Here is a 16,074-nt window from a genome sequence, read left to right on the forward strand (position 1 = left end):
GGTCAGGCACCGCCCGGTGTGCCGGAGGTGCCGTCGTCGTCGAGGGCGCCGACCGCGTCGACCTCCTCCAGAGCGGCGAGGTAGCCGCTCCAGAAGGCGTCGTCGGCAGCGGACTCGATCTCCTCCGCCGAGGCACCGTAGGCGCCCTGTCCACCTCCGCGGACCCACTCGTCGATCGGCGGCCGCTCCCACTCGCCACCGCACGCCCGGGTCGGGAGGGGGCAGCTGAAGCGCGTGACCTGCAGGTCGCAGACCGGGATGCGGGTGACGTCACACGTCGAGGGGCGAGTGACGATGTCGCACAGCGGAGTTCGCGTCAGCAGAGTCGGGCAGAGCGCGGGGATCCGGGTCTTGATCGTCGGACACGTGATCGAGGGGCGCGTCTTGAGGCAGATGCTGATGCGCGACTTGTGGCACGTGGTGAACGGGCGGGTGACCAGTGTCGTCGGCACGAGCAGGTCCACCGCGAGCTCGTCGAGGACGGCCTGGATCGGGTTCGCAAAGGTCATCGACCCGTTGGTCGCCCCGGCAAACAGCAGGCCGACGACGTTGCGCGAGCCGTCGAGGATGACCGAGCCCGAGTCGCCGGAGTTGGAGAACCGCGGGTTGCGCGAGGTGTCGGTGTCGATGCGGATCTGGTGCCGCAGCGTGCGCGAACCCACGTCGCTCCCGTAGTCGACGGTGACCGTGAAGTCGGTCGACGCGACGGTGCCGAAGGTGTGCTCGGTGGTCCGACCGCGCTTCTGCACGGCCATGCCGACGGTGGCCGGCGTGCTGCCTGCGACGTCGCCCACTCCGGTGACGGTGGCCGTCCATGGCTGGCTGGCGTCGACGGTGATGACCGCGCCGTCGATGTTCTCCGACAGCGCTGCCCGGGTCAGCGACCCGAACTCGCCGGTCGGCGCCCCACCATCCACGAGCGACGGCTGGACCTGCCGGTCTCCCACGCTCCACGTGTTGTTGACGCACGCGACGTGGAAGTTCGTCAGCGCCATCGTCGCTCCGGTCGCGCGGTCGCGAACCATCGCGCCGAGCGTGCCGACGAAGACGTAGTTGCCGGGGGCGGGCACGTCCGGCGGCGACAGGAAGACGCTGCGTCGCGGCCCGATGCTGATGCCTCCGGCGAGGGTCGGGTAGTCGGCCGGGTCGACGAACAGCTCCGTGTCGTCGAGCTGGCGGTAGGCCGGCTGCAGCTCGATGACGAGCTCCTGGACGTCGGTCTTGATGCCGTCGATCTCCTTGGGGATCACGGCGCCTTTGGCGAGCTTCGAGGTCGGCTTCTTCTGCTCGACGAAGACGACGATGCTCAGCTCGCCGGTCTTCTCGCCGTCCTTCTCCTTCTCGGCGATGTCGACGGCGACGACGCCGGGCTTGGCGATGAGCTCGTCCTCGACGGACTCCTTGACCGGCCTGATGGCGGCGCGCTGCGCCGCCTGTTCGTGCTGTGTTGCCATGGCGTGCTCCTTGGGTGATGCGGGGCCGCCCCTGCGCGGCCCCGACATCCCAGAAGGAGGGCGTCGACGACGCCCAGATACACGAGCGGCGCATCGATCGGATCGCACACAGAAAAGTGATGGGAACAGGTATCTGCGGGGCTGCTCGTGGCTCTTCCCCTGTGACCCGCCAGTCCCTACCCTGAGTCGACGGCACTAGCCGCCGGGGTTCAGGACAGAGCTCACGGAAGGCACAGATGAACCACGACGAGCGGCCCGCGCGGCCCATGCGACGCATCCCCCCGACAGTCATCCCGGGCACGGCCGTACGGCGCATCGGCGCGAGGATTCTCGACCCGACCACCTCGGCCCGAGTGAAGGGGCAGGCTCCCGAGCCCACGGCATACGTGTCCGATGTGCTCGTGGTCAGCGAGCTCGAGGGTCCTGACTTCGACGCGCGGTACGGCGCGCTCGAGGAGGCCGCAAAAGAAGCCGGGTACGCCGTCCAGCCGGTTCCCGACGACGAGCTCCTCGGCTTCGCGCGCGAGAACGACCTCTACGGAGAGTTCACCAGGGTGGGCAGCACGACCGTCCGCCTCGTCCCTCTGAGTCGGAACTCGGCACCCGCCGATGCCTGGGAGATCCTGCAGTCGGCCAGGGCGCGCGGTGCCAAGGGCGTCGGTCTCGCTCACGTCATGACGGCAAGCGGCTGGTCCGACGGCATCGGCTGGTCCGACGGGATCGGGTGGTCCGACGGGATCGGCTGGTCCGACGGGATCGGCTGGTCTGACGGCATCGGCTGGTCCGACGGGATCAGCGGGGGCCCGAGCGGCCGCTTCCCCGTGGTGTGGTCGGCCGGGTTGCCGGATCGGACGACGAAGGAGGGCCCGGTCGTCGTCACGCTCGACACCGGGCTCGGCGAGCACCCCTGGTTCAGCAACGGGGTGGAGCGCCACCCCGGAGGTGTCGGCCCGTCGCTCGGCGTGACCTTCCCCGCGGGCACCGACCCCGAGAAGGACGGCGTGACCATCGACCTCGTCAACGGCCGGCTCGACCGCCTCGCCGGACACGGGACGTTCATCGCCGGTGTGATCCGCCAGCACTGCCCCGACGCGAGGATCCTGTCGGTGCCGGTGATGTGGGGTGACGGCGTGGCCGACGAGGTCGACGTCCTGTCCGCCCTCACCGGTCTCTATCTCCGCCAGCAGCGCGCCGTCCGCGACGGCAACCCCCAGGAGGCCGTCGACGTCATCACGCTCTCCCTCGGCTACCGGCACGAGACCCCCGGCGCGTTCGACGACGAGGAGGCGCTCTTCCGCCTGCTGCGCGGGGTCGCCGAGCTGGGCGTGACGATCGTCGCCGCCGTCGGCAACGACGCGAGTGACGTCAAGTTCTTCCCTGCGGCATACGCCTCGCACGTCACGACCGGGGCACCCATGGTGAGCGTGGGGGCCCTCAACCCCGACCACCGCACCGTGTCCGTCTACTCGAACACGGGGACGTGGGTGCGGACCTACGCCGCCGCCACCTCGGTGGTGAGCACCATGCCGACGACCTTCAACGCGTCACGGCGAGGTGAGCTCCTCCAGCAGGCGAACCCGACGGCCCTGCCCTCGGTGCCCACGCGTGGCGCCGTCGACCTCGACGACTACAGCGGTGGCTTCGGGCTGTGGAGCGGGACGTCCTTCGCTGCTCCGGCACTCGCCGGCGACATCGCCCAGGCCATCCTCCAGGGCATCGTCCGGGGCGCCGGCGAGGAGCGGTCGGTCGACGTGGGGCAGCGCAGCTCACGCGCCCGGGCAGCCGTGACCTCGGTGCTCGAGGCCGCCGCCAAGGCCCTCGAGGAGAAGAGGTGAGCACCCACAGGTCGGCCCCTCCCGACCAGTCCGAGCACGCACCGAGCCTCGCGACCATTGCCGCCAGGGCCTTCTCGCTGCACTGCTCCGGCGACTCGAGCGCGATGGGCGAGCTCGTCGACCAGGTGACCCCGCTGCTCTGGCACACCGCTCGCTCGCAGGGCGCTGACCCGGCCACTGCCGAGGACGTCGTCCAGACGGCCTGGCTGCGGCTCGTCGAGCACGCGAGCGACATCAGCGACCCGCAGGCTGTCCTCCAGTGGCTCCTCATGACGACTAAGCGCGAGGCCTGGAGCGCCGTGCGCCGGGGCCGACGCACTGTCCCGCAGGAACCGTGGGAGGAGCCCACCTCTGGTGACCCGACCTCGCCCCCGCCGGCCCGGGACCCGGTGTCGGCGAGCGAGGACCAGGAGGCCTCGAGCCTGATCTGGCGGCACATCCAGACCCTGCCCGAGCGCTGCCAGCAGCTCCTCCGCCTCGTGGCCTTCGTCGCCCGCCCCGACTATGGCGTCGTGAGCGCGGCCCTGGGCATCCCCGTGGGCAGCATCGGTCCGACGCGCGGCCGCTGCCTCGCGAAGCTTCGGGCCGCTCTCACCTCCGACCCGACGTGGGAGGTGTCGGCATGACCCCCTCTCGCCCGGATGAAGGCGTCCTGGCCGCCGAGCCCCTCGACGCCGACGACGACCGCGCACTGTCACTGCTGCGCACCCACTGGACCCTGGCGGATCCCGTGCCGACCGACCTCGCCGAGCGGGTCAAGTTCGCGATGACCGTGGCCAGCCTCGAGGCCGAGGTGGCACACCTCATGAGCAACAGTGCCGAGGTCGGCGCCATGCGGACCACGGAGTACGACCGCGCCACCACGGTCACGTTCGAGAGCGAGGGCATGAGCATCATGGTCACCCTCGAGGAGTCCGACCGTGGCCTGATGCTGCTCCGCGGCTGGGTCACCGCGACAGGGGCCGAGGTCGAGCTGCGCGAGCGGTCCCGCAGTCGCACGACCACCGCCGACGACGACGGACGCTTCGTCTTCGAAGGTGTCGAGCGCGGCACGGTCCACCTCGTGATCCGCGATCACGACGAGCCGGGCTCCCGCCCGGTGATCACTCCCGGGATCGAGATCTGAGAGGCGCCTGCCACGACCATCGACAGCGTCCTGCGCCTTCACGCCCGGGGCCAGTCCGAGAACTCCGCTGGCCGCTACCGTCGCGCGGAGTCCTCACTGACGCGTGCCCTGGCCGAGCTGGAGCGGCCGGGAGCTGTCGTGGAGGACCACGTCGGCGCCGAGGCGCTCGCACGGCTGCGCGGACGCATCCTCATCACCCGGGCCATGTCGCGGGCGGCGATCGAGGGGCCGGAGGCAGCGATGGGAGAGCTGTCGGAGGTGCACCAGATCGCCCGTGCCCACGCAGCGCCGCTCCTCGAGGTGCAGGCTCACCTGCAGGCCGGCGCGATCCACGCGATGTGCTCGAGCTGGGCGCAGGCTCGCGACGCGATGGCCAGGGTGGAGCCGCACCTCGCAGACCTCGCGCCCCGCGAACGGGTCTCGGCGCTGCTCGTGCGAGGACTGTCGGCGATGTCGCTCGCCGACCTCGACGCGGGTCGGGAGGACCTCGAGAGGGCACTGGAGCTCGCGGTCGAGCACGGCTTCCCGGTCCAGGAGTTCAAGGCCCGGCACAACCTCGGCTGCGTCGCGTACTTCGCCGGTGACATCCCCGCTGCTCTCGACCTCATGGGCGAGGCGGCCGAGATGGAGGTCGGCGTCACGAGTGCTCGCGGGCACCTCGACCACGCCAAGGTGCTGCTCGACGCCGGGCTCGTCGACGAGGCCGAGCGCGTGCTGGACCGCGGGCTGGACGCCGCACGTCGCGACCGGCAGCCCCTTGAACGTGGGGAGATCCAGCTCGACCTCGCACGAGCGTCGCTGCTGCGCGGCGACTTCGGCCAGGCCCGGGTCCGCGCCGGGCACGCCGTCCGCACCTTCCGCGCGCTGCACGCCACCCATCGGGCCGAGGAGGTCGAGCTCCTGGGTGCCGCCGTCGACCTCGACGTCGGACGTCGCCTGGCCCGGGCCGCCAGGGTCGCTGCCCGCTGGGACACTTCCACGCCGGTGCTGCCCGCCGAACGCCTGGCCACTCGGATCAAGGTCGAGGTCGCCCTGGCGCGGCACGACCACGAGAGCGCCCGCACGGAGCTGACACGCCTCGACACCGCGCAGCCCGTCGCTCTCGGCGTGCTCCTCCATGAGCACCTCCTGGCTGCACGGCTGGCCGCCGCCGAGGGCGACACCGACCACGCGAGCGAGATCCTGCGCTCGGCGGCCGCACGGCTCGCCCTCGGCCAGGGCGACGTCCACAGTCTCGAGGTCCGCGCCGGACTGGCGTTCCACGCGTCACGCATCCGGGACGCCGACGTCGCCGCGGCCACGGACACGGGTTCGACGGAGCAGCTCTTCGAGAGCGTCGAGCGGTGGCGCGCGGCATCACACCGCACGGCGCCCCTCAGACCGTCCGCGGACCCGCGGACCGCCGAGCTCGTCGCCGAGCTCCGCCGCGTGCGCCACCTCGCCGCCGGAGACGGAATGGCCAGTCCGCAGACGGCGGTGACCGAGCTGCAGGGGGCGATCACCGCACGTCTGCGCCGTGTGCAGGGGGACCGCGTCGACAAAGACCTCCGTCCGGCCACCGCGGCGGTGGCGATGGCGACCGCTACCGAACGTGACGTGACGCTCGTGACGTTCCACGAGATCCGTGGGACCGTCGTGCGGCTGGTCGTCGAGGGCGAGGGCATGCGTCAGAGCGTCATCGGCTCGTCGAACGACGTAGCGCTCGCGGCCGCGCGGGCTGCTGCCGATGTCCGCGCCGCCTCGGTCGCGCGCCCCTCCATGGCCGAGTTCCTCGCACAGGCCCGGGACCGTTCGCTGCGCGACATCGACGCCATGCTGCTGGGTGGGCTCGGTCCCTCGGGCACCGTGGTCGTCGTCCCAACGACCGCCCTCGCCTCACTCCCGTGGCGGAGTCTGCCCTCGCTGGCAGGCCACCCACTCGTCGCCGCGCCCTCGGTGACGGCTTGGCTGCGTCGAGGCGAGGTCGCCGCGCGCACACCCAGCGTTGCCGCGCTCGCCGGGCCGGGTCTCCCCCGGGCACTCGAGGAGGTGCAAGCGGTTGCGAAAGCCTGGGGACGGCATACGGAACCCGTCGCCGACACCACGAAAGCGACGTATGCCGGGAGCGCGGACGTGCGCACTGCGCTCGCCTCCGCGAGTGTCGTGCACCTCGCCGCCCACGGACACCACGTCGACCAGAGCCCGCTCTTCTCGAGCCTGGACATGCGTGACGGGCCGGTGTTCGCCCACGAGCTGTCGGCGCCGCTGGCTGCCGAGCTCGTCGTCCTCTCGGCCTGCGACGTGGGGCGGAGCCGCGGGCGGGTCGGCGACGAGCCCCTCGGACTCGCGGCGGCCCTGCTCAGCCTGGGGGTGCAGAGCGTGGTCGCGGCGACCAGCCCCGTGCCCGACGACGTGGCGGCCGGGTCCATGGCTGACCTGCACCAGCGGCTGGCAGCGGGCACGGACCTGGCGACGGCCCTGCAGCAGACGGCGGCGGTCGTGCCGGGGGCGGAGGCGTTCTGCGTCTACGGCAACACCTGGGCAGTCAGATGAAGAGGGCCGGCTCGCCGAAGAGCGCCTCGTAGGGGTCCTCGCCGGGGTGTCCCGGGAAACGCACCGTGGCAGGGATGCCAGTGGCGATCGCACCGTCCGGGATGTCCTTGACGACAACGGAGTTGGCGCCGATCTGCACGTCGTCACCGACCTCGATGGGACCAAGGATGCGCGCACCAGCACCGATGGTGACGCGGCTGCCGACGGTGGGGTGTCGCTTGACCTTGACCAGGGAGCGACCGCCCAGCGTGACCCCGTGATAGAGCATCACGTCGTCACCGACCTCGGCTGTCTCGCCGATGACGACACCCATGCCGTGGTCGATGAAGAAGCGCCTGCCGATCGTGGCGCCGGGGTGGATCTCGACGCCCGTGACCGCCCGGGTCACGGTCGAGAGGGTGCGCGCAACCGGCCTGAGGTGCTCGCGCTTCCACAGCTTGTGAGCCACCCGGTAGGACCAGATCGCGTGCAGCCCAGGGGAGTTCAGCACGAGGTCCGTGCGCGAAACGGCCGCCGGGTCGCGGGCGACCGCCGAGTCGACGTCCTCGCGAACGCTCGCCGCGGCCCGCCGGACGCGGGACCGCAGGCGAGCGAACGGCATGCTCGAGAGCTGGGGCAGGTCAGTCAACGAGTCCCTCGAAGAGGATGGTCGAGAGGTAGCGCTCGCCGAAGCTCGGGATGATGACGACGATCGTCTTGCCGGCGTTCTCGGGGCGGGTCGCGACCTGGTTGGCGGCGGCGAGCGCGGCGCCGGAGGAGATGCCGACGAGCAGGCCCTCCTGGGTGGCGGCCTTGCGAGCCCACTCGACCGACGTCGCGGCGTTGACGTCGATGACCTCGTCGTAGATGTCGGTGTCGAGGATCTCGGGGACGAAGTTGGCGCCGATGCCCTGGATCTTGTGCGGGCCGGGGGTGCCGCCGTTGAGGATCGCGGACTCCTCGGGCTCGACGGCGATGATCTGGACCTCAGGCTTGCGCTCCTTGAGGACCTGGCCGACGCCGGTGATGGTCCCGCCGGTGCCGATGCCGGCGATGAGGATGTCGATCTTGCCGTCGGTGTCGCGCCAGATCTCCTCGGCCGTGGTCCTGCGGTGGATCGCCGGGTTGGCCTCATTCGCGAACTGGCGGGCGAGGACGGCACCCTCACGTTCGGCCACGATCTCGTCGGCCTTGGCGACGGCGCCCTTCATGCCCAGGGCCGGGTCGGTGAGGATGAGCTCGGCGCCGTAGGCCCGCAGGAGCGCGCGGCGCTCCTTGGACATCGACTCGGGCATCGCGAGCACGACCTTGTAGCCCCGGGCCGAGCCGACCATCGCCAGAGCGATGCCGGTGTTGCCCGACGTCGCCTCGACGATCGTGCCACCCGCGGGGAGCTCGCCCGACGCCTCGGCCGCGTCGACGATGGCCACTCCGATGCGGTCCTTGACCGAGCTGGCGGGGCTGTAGAACTCGAGCTTCGCCGCGACGGTCGTGCCCTCGGCGGCCTCGATGATCCGGTTGATCCGCACGAGCGGGGTGTTGCCGACAGCCTGGGTGACGTCGTCGAGGATGGGCATGACTTCTCCGTGTCGTTCGGGGTGGACGCCGCCCGGTTCGGGCCGCACTTATGTCTATTCAAACATTCAGTTATCCACCGGCACAACCAGTCGGCCAAACCCCCGCGTCCGCCGGGAACCCACCCCAAGTGGGGTGGCCCCGGAGCGGCGGAGACCCTAGCGTCGTGAGGAACCGAGATCCCCGCCCACGACACGTTGCCGAGGAGAGAGAATGCGCATCGGATACACGCTCATGACCGAACAGAGCGGACCCAAGGACCTGGTGAGGTATGCCGTCGCAGCCGAGGAGGCCGGCTTCGACTTCGAGGTGATGAGCGACCACTACTCGCCGTGGCTGAGCGCCCAGGGCCACTCCCCCTATGCGTGGAGCGTGCTCGGTGCGGTCGCCCACGCCACCGAGCGGGTCGACCTCATGACCTACGTGACGTGCCCGTCCATCCGCTACCACCCGGCTGTCGTCGCGCAGAAGGCGGCGACGGTGCAGCTGCTCGCCGACGGGCGGTTCACACTGGGCCTCGGCAGCGGCGAGAGCCTCAACGAGCACGTCGTCGGGGAGCGCTGGCCGGCCTACGCCACCCGCCAGGACCTGCTCCACGAGGCGATCGAGGTCATCCGCGCTCTCCACACCGGCGACCTGGTCAACCACCACGGCGAGCACTTCCGGGTGGAGTCGGCGCGCATCTGGGACCTCCCGGAGGGCGGCGTGCCCCTGGCCGTGGCCGTGAGCGGCGAGGAGTCGATCGGCCGGTTCGCCCCACTCGCCGACCACCTCGTCGCCGTCGAGCCCGACCCCGAGATCGTCGCCACGTGGAATGCCGTCGAGGGCGCGCCCCGGATCGGCGGCAGCGGGGCGCAGGCGGCTCGGGCGATCGGTCAGATCCCGATCTCCTGGGACCCCGACAAGGACGCTGCCGTCGAGCGCGCCCACGACCAGTTCCGGTGGTTCGGCGGCGGCTGGGCGGTCAACGCCGACCTGCCGACGACGGCCGGCTTCGCGGGCGCGTCGCAGTTCGTGCGACCCGATGACGTCGCCGCGTCGATCCCCTGCGGTCCCGACCTCGACGCCATCGCCGAGGCGGTCGGCAAGTTCGCCGAGGCCGGGTTCACCGATGTCGCGATCGTCCAGGTCGGAGGCGAGACCCAGGACAGCTTCCTCGCCGAGGCCGCCGGACCGCTCCTCGAGCGACTGCGCGCCTGAGGACACTGCGCGCCTGAACCGGACCGCTAGCGTTCGGGGCATGCCTCCCGCCTTCTCGCCCCAGACCATCGACGCCCTCCACCGGATGGCTCTCGACAAGCAGGTCGCGGACCGCATACCGGGGCTGGTCGCCGGGGTGGGACGTCAGGGCAGCCTCGACTGGTGGACCGGGATCGGTTGTGCGTCAGCCGATCGGCCCGATGACGCCCCGGATGCCGACACCCAGTTCGCCATCGCGTCGATCACCAAGACCTTCGTCGCCGTGGTCGTCATGGCGTTGCGCGACGAGGGCCGGCTCGCTCTCGACGACACCGTCGACACCCTCCTGACCGGTTCGGCCCACGGCGTGACGGTGCGCCAGCTCCTTGCCCACGCCTCGGGCATGCAGCGCGAGCCGGTCGGCGACATCTGGGACACCCTCGTCTTCCCCGAACGCGACGCCCTCGTGTCCGGGTGGGACGAGGCAGCACGCGTAGGTCGCCCGCACGACCGCTTCCACTACAGCAACCTCGGCTTCGCGATCCTCGGGGAGGTCATCGCCCGGCTCGACGGCGGCGACTGGTTCGCGAGCATCCAGCGCCGCATCCTCGACCCGCTGGCCATGACCCGCACGACGTTGGGCCTGAGCCGGCCCCACGCGACCGGCTACTTCGTGCCGCCGTTCACCGACGTCCCGGTCGAAGAGCCGGCGCTCGACCTGTTGGCGGCCGCGCCGGCCGGTGGGATGGCCTCGACCCTCGCGGACCTGGCTCGCTGGGGCGGCTTCCTCGCCGAACCGACCGCGGAGGTGCTGCACCCGGACACGCTCGAGGAGATGTGCCAGCCCCAGGTCGTCGTCGACCTCGAGGGCTGGACCCACACTCACGGTCTCGGGCTGATGCTGCTGCGGGAGCGGGGCCGCACCTGGGTCGGTCACACGGGGGGCTTCCCGGGCTTCATCACCGGTCTGATGGTCCACCGCGACTCAGGCACCGCAGGGCTGGTCCTGACCAACGCGACCTCCGCCACCGCTCCGGGCAGCTTCGCCGCGCAGCTCGGCTCGTATGCCGTGGAGCACGAGCCTGCGCTACCTGCAGTGTGGCGGCCGGGAACCCTTGTCCCCGAGGAGCTCTCGCCGTTGCTGGGTCGCTGGTACTCCGAGGGGCGCGCCTTCGTCTTCACCGTCCGGGAGGGCCGGCTCGAGGTGCGCGCCGAGGCCACGCCGGATGCCCCGCCCTCCCTCTTCGAGCACGTCGTCGACGACACCTGGCGCACGACCTCGGGGCGCGAGCGCGGCGAGCTGCTTCGACTGCGTCGTGACGATCAGGGTCGGGTGACGCGGCTCAACTGGGCGACCTACTTGTTCACCCGCGAGCCCTATGCCTTCGGCGAGTGGCTCACCGAGCGCTGACACCGCTGGAAGTCGGCCGTCCCACGCAAGACCAGCGGACGAGATGGTGGCACAGCCGGCTGCTGAGAGCGCTGATGCTCAATTCTCGCTGTGCGGCGCCTGCCAACCCCTCTGGACGCGTCTTCTCACAGGATCACGAACAGAGACACCACGGTGGCAGTCGTCGCGAGCCACGTGGCTGCCAGAGCCCACCAGGTCAGAGATCGCGCCTTTGCGGTGTCCTGAGCGGACTGCCTGGCCTGCGCCACAGCAACGTCACGATGCTCCGTCCCCGGGGGGCGGCTTCTCATTCAAGGACTCCATCGTCGCGGATTACGCCTGCGAAGAGGTCTCAGATGGTGTCCGTTGACGATGACCGGCTGGCCGGTGCCGTGCAGCTCCTCGACCAGAACCCGTGCCGTCGAGGACTTGCCCGACCCACGGTTGCCGGCGGGATGTAGTCCTTCTCGCCGTTGCGTGCCAGGTCCTGGGGGCCCGAACAGGCGGTTTCTCGGCAACCTTCCGGTTGCGCCATGGGAACGACTACTGCCCCGTACCGTCGAGGGAGCACGGACGGGGACGGGGAACTGGGGCATGAAGCCAATGACAGGTCGGCAGCGTTTGTTGTACCTCGCGCGGGCGAAGAAGAAGTTGAGGGACGCGCGAGCGCTTCTCGCGCGACTCGCTCAGGACGGCGACGGGCCCGAGGCGGAAGAGGTGCGGCTGCTACTGGCCCCGTTGGAGCCGATGGACCTTCGAGCAGGTTCTGAGATGGTCTAGGCCGCCTTCTCCGCAGCGTGGCGTCCTCTGCTCGTTCCAGCCTTATCGGCGTGGATTGGACACCCGAATGATGTCTCGCTGGCGATGATCCTCCAAGACGACCGCCGGCATGGCCTCGAGCCTGGCCACGAGGAAAGCGGCATCAGGGACCCTTTGGTCCCGAAGCCCTCGCCGCCACTGCCGCACATGTCGCGTGAGCTCAACGAAGCTGAACGTCCGGCTCTGCCGCGGATAGGTCGTGCCGGACGGGCTGGCGCGTCGTGTCATTGACGATCGTCAAACGAGACGCAGAAACCAAGGCGGACGGCGAGAACCTGGACTGCCTGGGAGCAGGCTCATGTGACACGGCATACCCCGCTTTCGTCCGGCCCAGGGCTCTCGGGTGAGTCCTGACACAACCGGTGCGAGAGGGGTCACTGCGCACTATGCGAGCGCTTAGCCGTCGATAGACTCGCGGGCATGTCCGCGCTCCAGATCGTCGCCGCCGCCATCTGCTTCCCGCTGATGCTCGTCGGATGGGCCCTGCTCTTCCGACAGATCGGGCGCTTCGTCGCGCTCTACCGTGTCGGACAGGCGGATCCGCGTCGCAGCGACGCCCCGCTGGCGCGGTCGTGGACGTTGGCCAAGGAGTTCCTCGGCCACACCCGCATGGCGCGACTGCCCGTCGTGGCCGTGGCCCACTGGTTCACCGCGCTGTCCTTCATGCTGCTGATCGGCACCCTCATCAACGCCTTCGGACAGCTCATCGACCCGTCATGGGTGCTCCCGGTCATCGGGCACTTCCCGCCGTTCGAGTGGATGACCGAGCTCTTCGCGTGGGGTGGCCTCCTCGGGATCATCGCGCTCATCGTGGTCCGTCAGCGTCAGCACCCGCGCTCCGCCACTGGGGAGAAGGGCCGGCGTTCGCGCTTCTTCGGCTCCAACTGGTGGCACGCCTACTACGTCGAGCTCACAATCCTCGGCGTCACGCTCTGCATCCTGACCCTGCGCGTCCTCGAGGCCGCCCTCATCAGGAACGAGAACCCGACCGAGGGCCTCGCCCTGCACTTCCCGCTCACGGGTTGGCTCGCGGGCACCTTCTCTGGCCTCTCGCTCGGCGCCCTCGAGACGGCCATCGTCATCGTCGCGACGATCAAGATCATCATCTCGTTCGCCTGGATGATCACCATCTCGCTCACCCCGACGATGGGCGTCGCGTGGCACCGGTTCCTTGCGTTCCCCAACATCTGGTTCAAGCGGGAGTCCTCGGGCCGCACGGCACTGGGCAACCTCAAGCCGATGACGATGGGTGACGGGCAGCCGTTCTCGATGGAGGCGATGGAAGCCGCCTCGGACAGCGAGGACGAGGAGGCGGCGGAGCCGGTCCTCGGTGTCGGCAAGGTCGAGGACTTCACCTGGAAGGGCCTGCTCGACTTCTCCACATGCACCGAGTGTGGACGCTGCCAGTCGCAGTGCCCCGCCTGGAACACCGAGAAGCCGCTCTCCCCCAAGCTGCTCGTCATGGCGCTGCGCGACCACGCCAACGCCAAGTCGCCCTGGCTGCTCGCCTCCGAGGAGGCCCGCGCGTCACTCCCCGCAGCCACGACCGCCCTCGCAGAGGTCCCCCTCATCGGCGAGACCGGCTACGACATCCGGAACCCGCTCGCGGCATACAACCCTCATGGTCCGGACGCGGTGATCGACCAGGACGTGCTGTGGTCGTGCACCACCTGTGGCGCCTGCGTCGAGCAGTGCCCCGTCGACATCGAGCACGTCGACCACATCGTCGACATGCGCCGCTACCAGACGCTCATCGAGTCGGCCTTCCCGTCCGAGCTCGGTGGCCTCTTCAAGAACCTCGAGTCCAAGGGCAACCCGTGGGGCATGGGGTCGCGCGCCCGGCTCGACTGGGCCAAGGACCTGCCGTTCGAGGTGAAGATCCTCGGTCAGGATGTCCAGTCGGCGTCCGAGGTGGACTATCTGTTCTGGGTCGGCTGCGCCGGCGCCTACGAGGACCGCGCCAAGAAGACGACCCGCGCGGTGGCCGAACTGCTCGACACCGCCGGCGTGTCGTTCGCCGTGCTGGGGGACGGCGAGACCTGCACCGGCGACTCCGCCCGTCGCGCCGGCAACGAGATCCTCTTCTCGATGCTCGCCCAGCAGAACATCGAGACCTTCGGTGAGATGGGCGTCCAGAAGATCGTCGTCACCTGCGCCCACTGCTTCAACACCATCAAGAACGAGTACCCCGACCTCGGCGGCACGTTCGAGGTCGTCCACCACACGCAGCTGTTGAACCGTCTGGTGCGCGACAAGAAGCTCGTGCCGGTCGCGCGTCCCGCTGACGTGCCCGGGATGTCGTCCGCCAAGAACGCCGCCTCGACCGCGGCCACCGTGACCTATCACGACCCCTGCTACCTCGGTCGGCACAACAACGTCTACGCCCCGCCACGTGAGCTCCTGGGCGCCCTCCCGGGTGTGGAGCTGCGCGAGATGGAGCGCACTAAGGAGAAGTCGTTCTGCTGTGGCGCCGGTGGTGCGCGCATGTGGATGGAGGAGAAGCTCGGCGGTCGGATCAACATGAACCGCACCGAGGAGGCGCTCGCCACCGGTGCCGAGCGGATCGCCATCGGCTGCCCGTTCTGCCGCGTCATGATCTCCGACGGACTGACCGCCAAGCAGTCCGAAGGTGTCGGTGAGGACGTCGAGGTCGTCGACGTCGCTCAGATGCTCCTCGCTGCGGTGCGCCGTGGTCAGGAGGACACGGACAGGCCGGCGCCCGCGGACGAGTCGGCTGCCGCTGCCGTCGCCTCCGAATCTGCCGAGTATGCCGGTCAGCCGGCTTCCGCTCCGACGGCCGGTGCCTCTTCGGCCCGTGCGGTAGCTGGTGCGGGGGATGCTGCTGCGACTGCCACTGCTGGCACGAGCAAGGTGACTGCTGCGGACACTTCGACTCCGACAGCCGAGGCGGACCCGTGGGACGAGCCCGCGACACCCACCGCCGCAGCTCCGGCACCCTCAACACCCGCCGCCGATGCCGACCCCTGGGACGAGCCGGACAGCGTCACCGACAAGGCTGCTGCCTCCGAGGGGGAGCCCACGCCCGAGAAGCTCGAGGCCGCCGCCGCAGTCTCGACGGATGATGTCGACCCGTGGGACGAGCCCGCGGGTGCCGCCGGTGCCACGGCCCCCACCGCCACTTCGGTTCCGGCGCCAGCCGACACTGCCGAGCAGGCAGCGACCGCTGCCCCGGGGGCGGACGACGTCGATCCTTGGGATGAGCCCGCCACCGCGACTCCGGCAGCACCGGCTGCAGAGACCGCCACGGCACCTGTCGAGGCTGACGCACCCCAAGCCAAGCCGGCAACGCCAGGCGAGTCGCCCGCCACGTCGACGGTCACCGACGACATCGACCCGTGGGACGAGCCCGCTGCCCCGGCCGCCCACGCAGCCGAGAGCAGAACGGCACCCATCGACGCCTCGACTCAGGCGCCCGCAACCGGCCCGACGACCGGGCCCACCGAGATGGGAGCACTCGCTGCCTCCGCGGTCACTGACGACATCGACCCGTGGGACGAGCCCGTGGCCGTCACCCCCGCAGCAGCCGAGGACTCGAGGACGCCCGTCGAAGCACCAGCCCCCGAGAACACGACGACTGACGAGAATGCGACACCGAACGCAGCTCACGCTGCGCCAGAGGCTTCGGATGACGACGCGACATCTGCGTCGACCGAGTCGATCTCGCCCGCTACAGCTGACGACCTGCTCTCGGCCCCCGACCCGTGGGACGACGCCGACACCTTGTCTGAGCGTTCCTCGGTCACGACCAACGCCGCACCGGAAGCCGCTCACACGGGCGACGAGCCATCGGTGGAGTCCACCGTCGCCACCGTCGCAGCTGAGCCCGCGAACGAGACGGACGTCACGACTGCAGGGACGGCTGAGGCCGTCACCGAACCTGAGGCCGACGCAGACACCGCCACAGCCGACGACAAGCCTGCGTCGCAGGAGTCGTCGACTACGGCCAAGCCAGCGAACGCGGACGACCTGCTCAACGCTCCTGACCCTTGGGACTGAACAGCCGCAGTTCACCTTGGGGCGCCACCGCCGCATACGTCGGTGGCGCCCCATGAATTTCTCTTCATTCCCGGCCGGACCTTTCCGGGGTGAAGCGCAACACCCGGGACTGTTGTGACTGACGAGACGGCGCGTATGCAGTCAGGCGAATACCGTTGCAGTGCAGGC

At 70.2% G+C, this 16,074-nt stretch carries 10 protein-coding genes; 7 read left to right on the top strand and 3 right to left on the bottom strand.

Annotated elements, in window-relative coordinates; translation table 11 throughout:
• Positions 1–2: 2 nt before the first annotated feature.
• On the bottom strand, positions 3–1,454 hold the full coding sequence (locus ACFQW8_RS06335) for a hypothetical protein (protein ID WP_380086127.1): 1,452 nt from the start codon (positions 1,452–1,454) through the stop codon (positions 3–5).
• A gap of 236 nt (positions 1,455–1,690) precedes the next feature.
• Here ACFQW8_RS06335 and ACFQW8_RS06340 point away from each other — a divergent pair, with 236 nt between their 5' ends.
• The 4 genes from ACFQW8_RS06340 to ACFQW8_RS06355 all read left to right on the top strand — a co-directional run bounded on the left by ACFQW8_RS06340 (position 1,691) and on the right by ACFQW8_RS06355 (position 6,947).
• The gene (locus tag ACFQW8_RS06340) at positions 1,691–3,289 is read left to right on the top strand and encodes a S8/S53 family peptidase (protein ID WP_380086128.1); all 1,599 of its coding nucleotides are present in this window, start codon (positions 1,691–1,693) and stop codon (positions 3,287–3,289) included.
• Entirely contained in the window at positions 3,286–3,915 is a 630-nt protein-coding gene (locus ACFQW8_RS06345; protein WP_380086130.1) for an RNA polymerase sigma factor, read from the top strand. Before ACFQW8_RS06340 ends, ACFQW8_RS06345 begins: the two co-directional genes overlap by 4 nt.
• Complete coding sequence (locus ACFQW8_RS06350) at positions 3,912–4,415, top strand: hypothetical protein (protein ID WP_380086131.1); 504 nt, start codon at positions 3,912–3,914, stop codon at positions 4,413–4,415. Before ACFQW8_RS06345 ends, ACFQW8_RS06350 begins: the two co-directional genes overlap by 4 nt.
• Before the next feature lie 138 nt (positions 4,416–4,553).
• A complete protein-coding gene (locus ACFQW8_RS06355; protein ID WP_380086132.1) occupies positions 4,554–6,947 on the top strand; it encodes a CHAT domain-containing protein in 2,394 nt (797 codons plus the stop codon).
• Here ACFQW8_RS06355 and cysE read toward each other — a convergent pair.
• Together cysE and cysK are read right to left on the bottom strand one after the other, a co-directional pair.
• Entirely contained in the window at positions 6,940–7,548 is a 609-nt protein-coding gene (gene cysE / locus ACFQW8_RS06360; RefSeq protein ID WP_380088606.1) for a serine O-acetyltransferase, read from the bottom strand. The two genes, ACFQW8_RS06355 and cysE, sit on opposite strands and share 8 nt — an antisense overlap.
• Before the next feature lie 19 nt (positions 7,549–7,567).
• Complete coding sequence (cysK, locus tag ACFQW8_RS06365) at positions 7,568–8,503, bottom strand: cysteine synthase A (protein WP_380086133.1); 936 nt, start codon at positions 8,501–8,503, stop codon at positions 7,568–7,570.
• Positions 8,504–8,714: 211 nt separating this feature from the next.
• Between cysK and ACFQW8_RS06370 the strand changes: the two genes are divergently transcribed.
• From ACFQW8_RS06370 to ACFQW8_RS06380, 3 genes are all read left to right on the top strand, one after another.
• Positions 8,715–9,701, top strand: coding sequence for a TIGR03557 family F420-dependent LLM class oxidoreductase (locus tag ACFQW8_RS06370; RefSeq protein ID WP_380086134.1), 987 nt, complete (start codon positions 8,715–8,717; stop codon positions 9,699–9,701).
• Between the two features lie 40 nt (positions 9,702–9,741).
• Positions 9,742–11,091: a serine hydrolase domain-containing protein gene (locus ACFQW8_RS06375; protein ID WP_380086135.1), complete on the top strand. Its 1,350-nt coding sequence runs from the start codon at positions 9,742–9,744 to the stop codon at positions 11,089–11,091.
• A gap of 1,218 nt (positions 11,092–12,309) precedes the next feature.
• Complete coding sequence (locus ACFQW8_RS06380) at positions 12,310–15,906, top strand: heterodisulfide reductase-related iron-sulfur binding cluster (protein WP_380086137.1); 3,597 nt, start codon at positions 12,310–12,312, stop codon at positions 15,904–15,906.
• The last annotated feature ends 168 nt before the right edge of the window (positions 15,907–16,074 follow it).

The organism is Knoellia altitudinis (assembly GCF_042666355.1).
GTDB classification, from domain to species: domain Bacteria; phylum Actinomycetota; class Actinomycetes; order Actinomycetales; family Dermatophilaceae; genus Knoellia; species Knoellia altitudinis.

What these genes read in the sequence shown, in the direction of transcription:
- ACFQW8_RS06335 (WP_380086127.1), bottom strand. Translation starts at nt 1,454, where the DNA reads ATGGCAACACAGCACGAACAGGCGGCGCAGCGCGCCGCCATCAGGCCG.
- ACFQW8_RS06340 (WP_380086128.1), top strand. Translation starts at nt 1,691, where the DNA reads ATGAACCACGACGAGCGGCCCGCGCGGCCCATGCGACGCATCCCCCCG.
- ACFQW8_RS06350 (WP_380086131.1), top strand. Translation starts at nt 3,912, where the DNA reads ATGACCCCCTCTCGCCCGGATGAAGGCGTCCTGGCCGCCGAGCCCCTC.
- cysE (WP_380088606.1), bottom strand. Translation starts at nt 7,548, where the DNA reads ATGCCGTTCGCTCGCCTGCGGTCCCGCGTCCGGCGGGCCGCGGCGAGC.
- cysK (WP_380086133.1), bottom strand. Translation starts at nt 8,503, where the DNA reads ATGCCCATCCTCGACGACGTCACCCAGGCTGTCGGCAACACCCCGCTC.
- ACFQW8_RS06370 (WP_380086134.1), top strand. Translation starts at nt 8,715, where the DNA reads ATGCGCATCGGATACACGCTCATGACCGAACAGAGCGGACCCAAGGAC.
- ACFQW8_RS06375 (WP_380086135.1), top strand. Translation starts at nt 9,742, where the DNA reads ATGCCTCCCGCCTTCTCGCCCCAGACCATCGACGCCCTCCACCGGATG.
- ACFQW8_RS06380 (WP_380086137.1), top strand. Translation starts at nt 12,310, where the DNA reads ATGTCCGCGCTCCAGATCGTCGCCGCCGCCATCTGCTTCCCGCTGATG.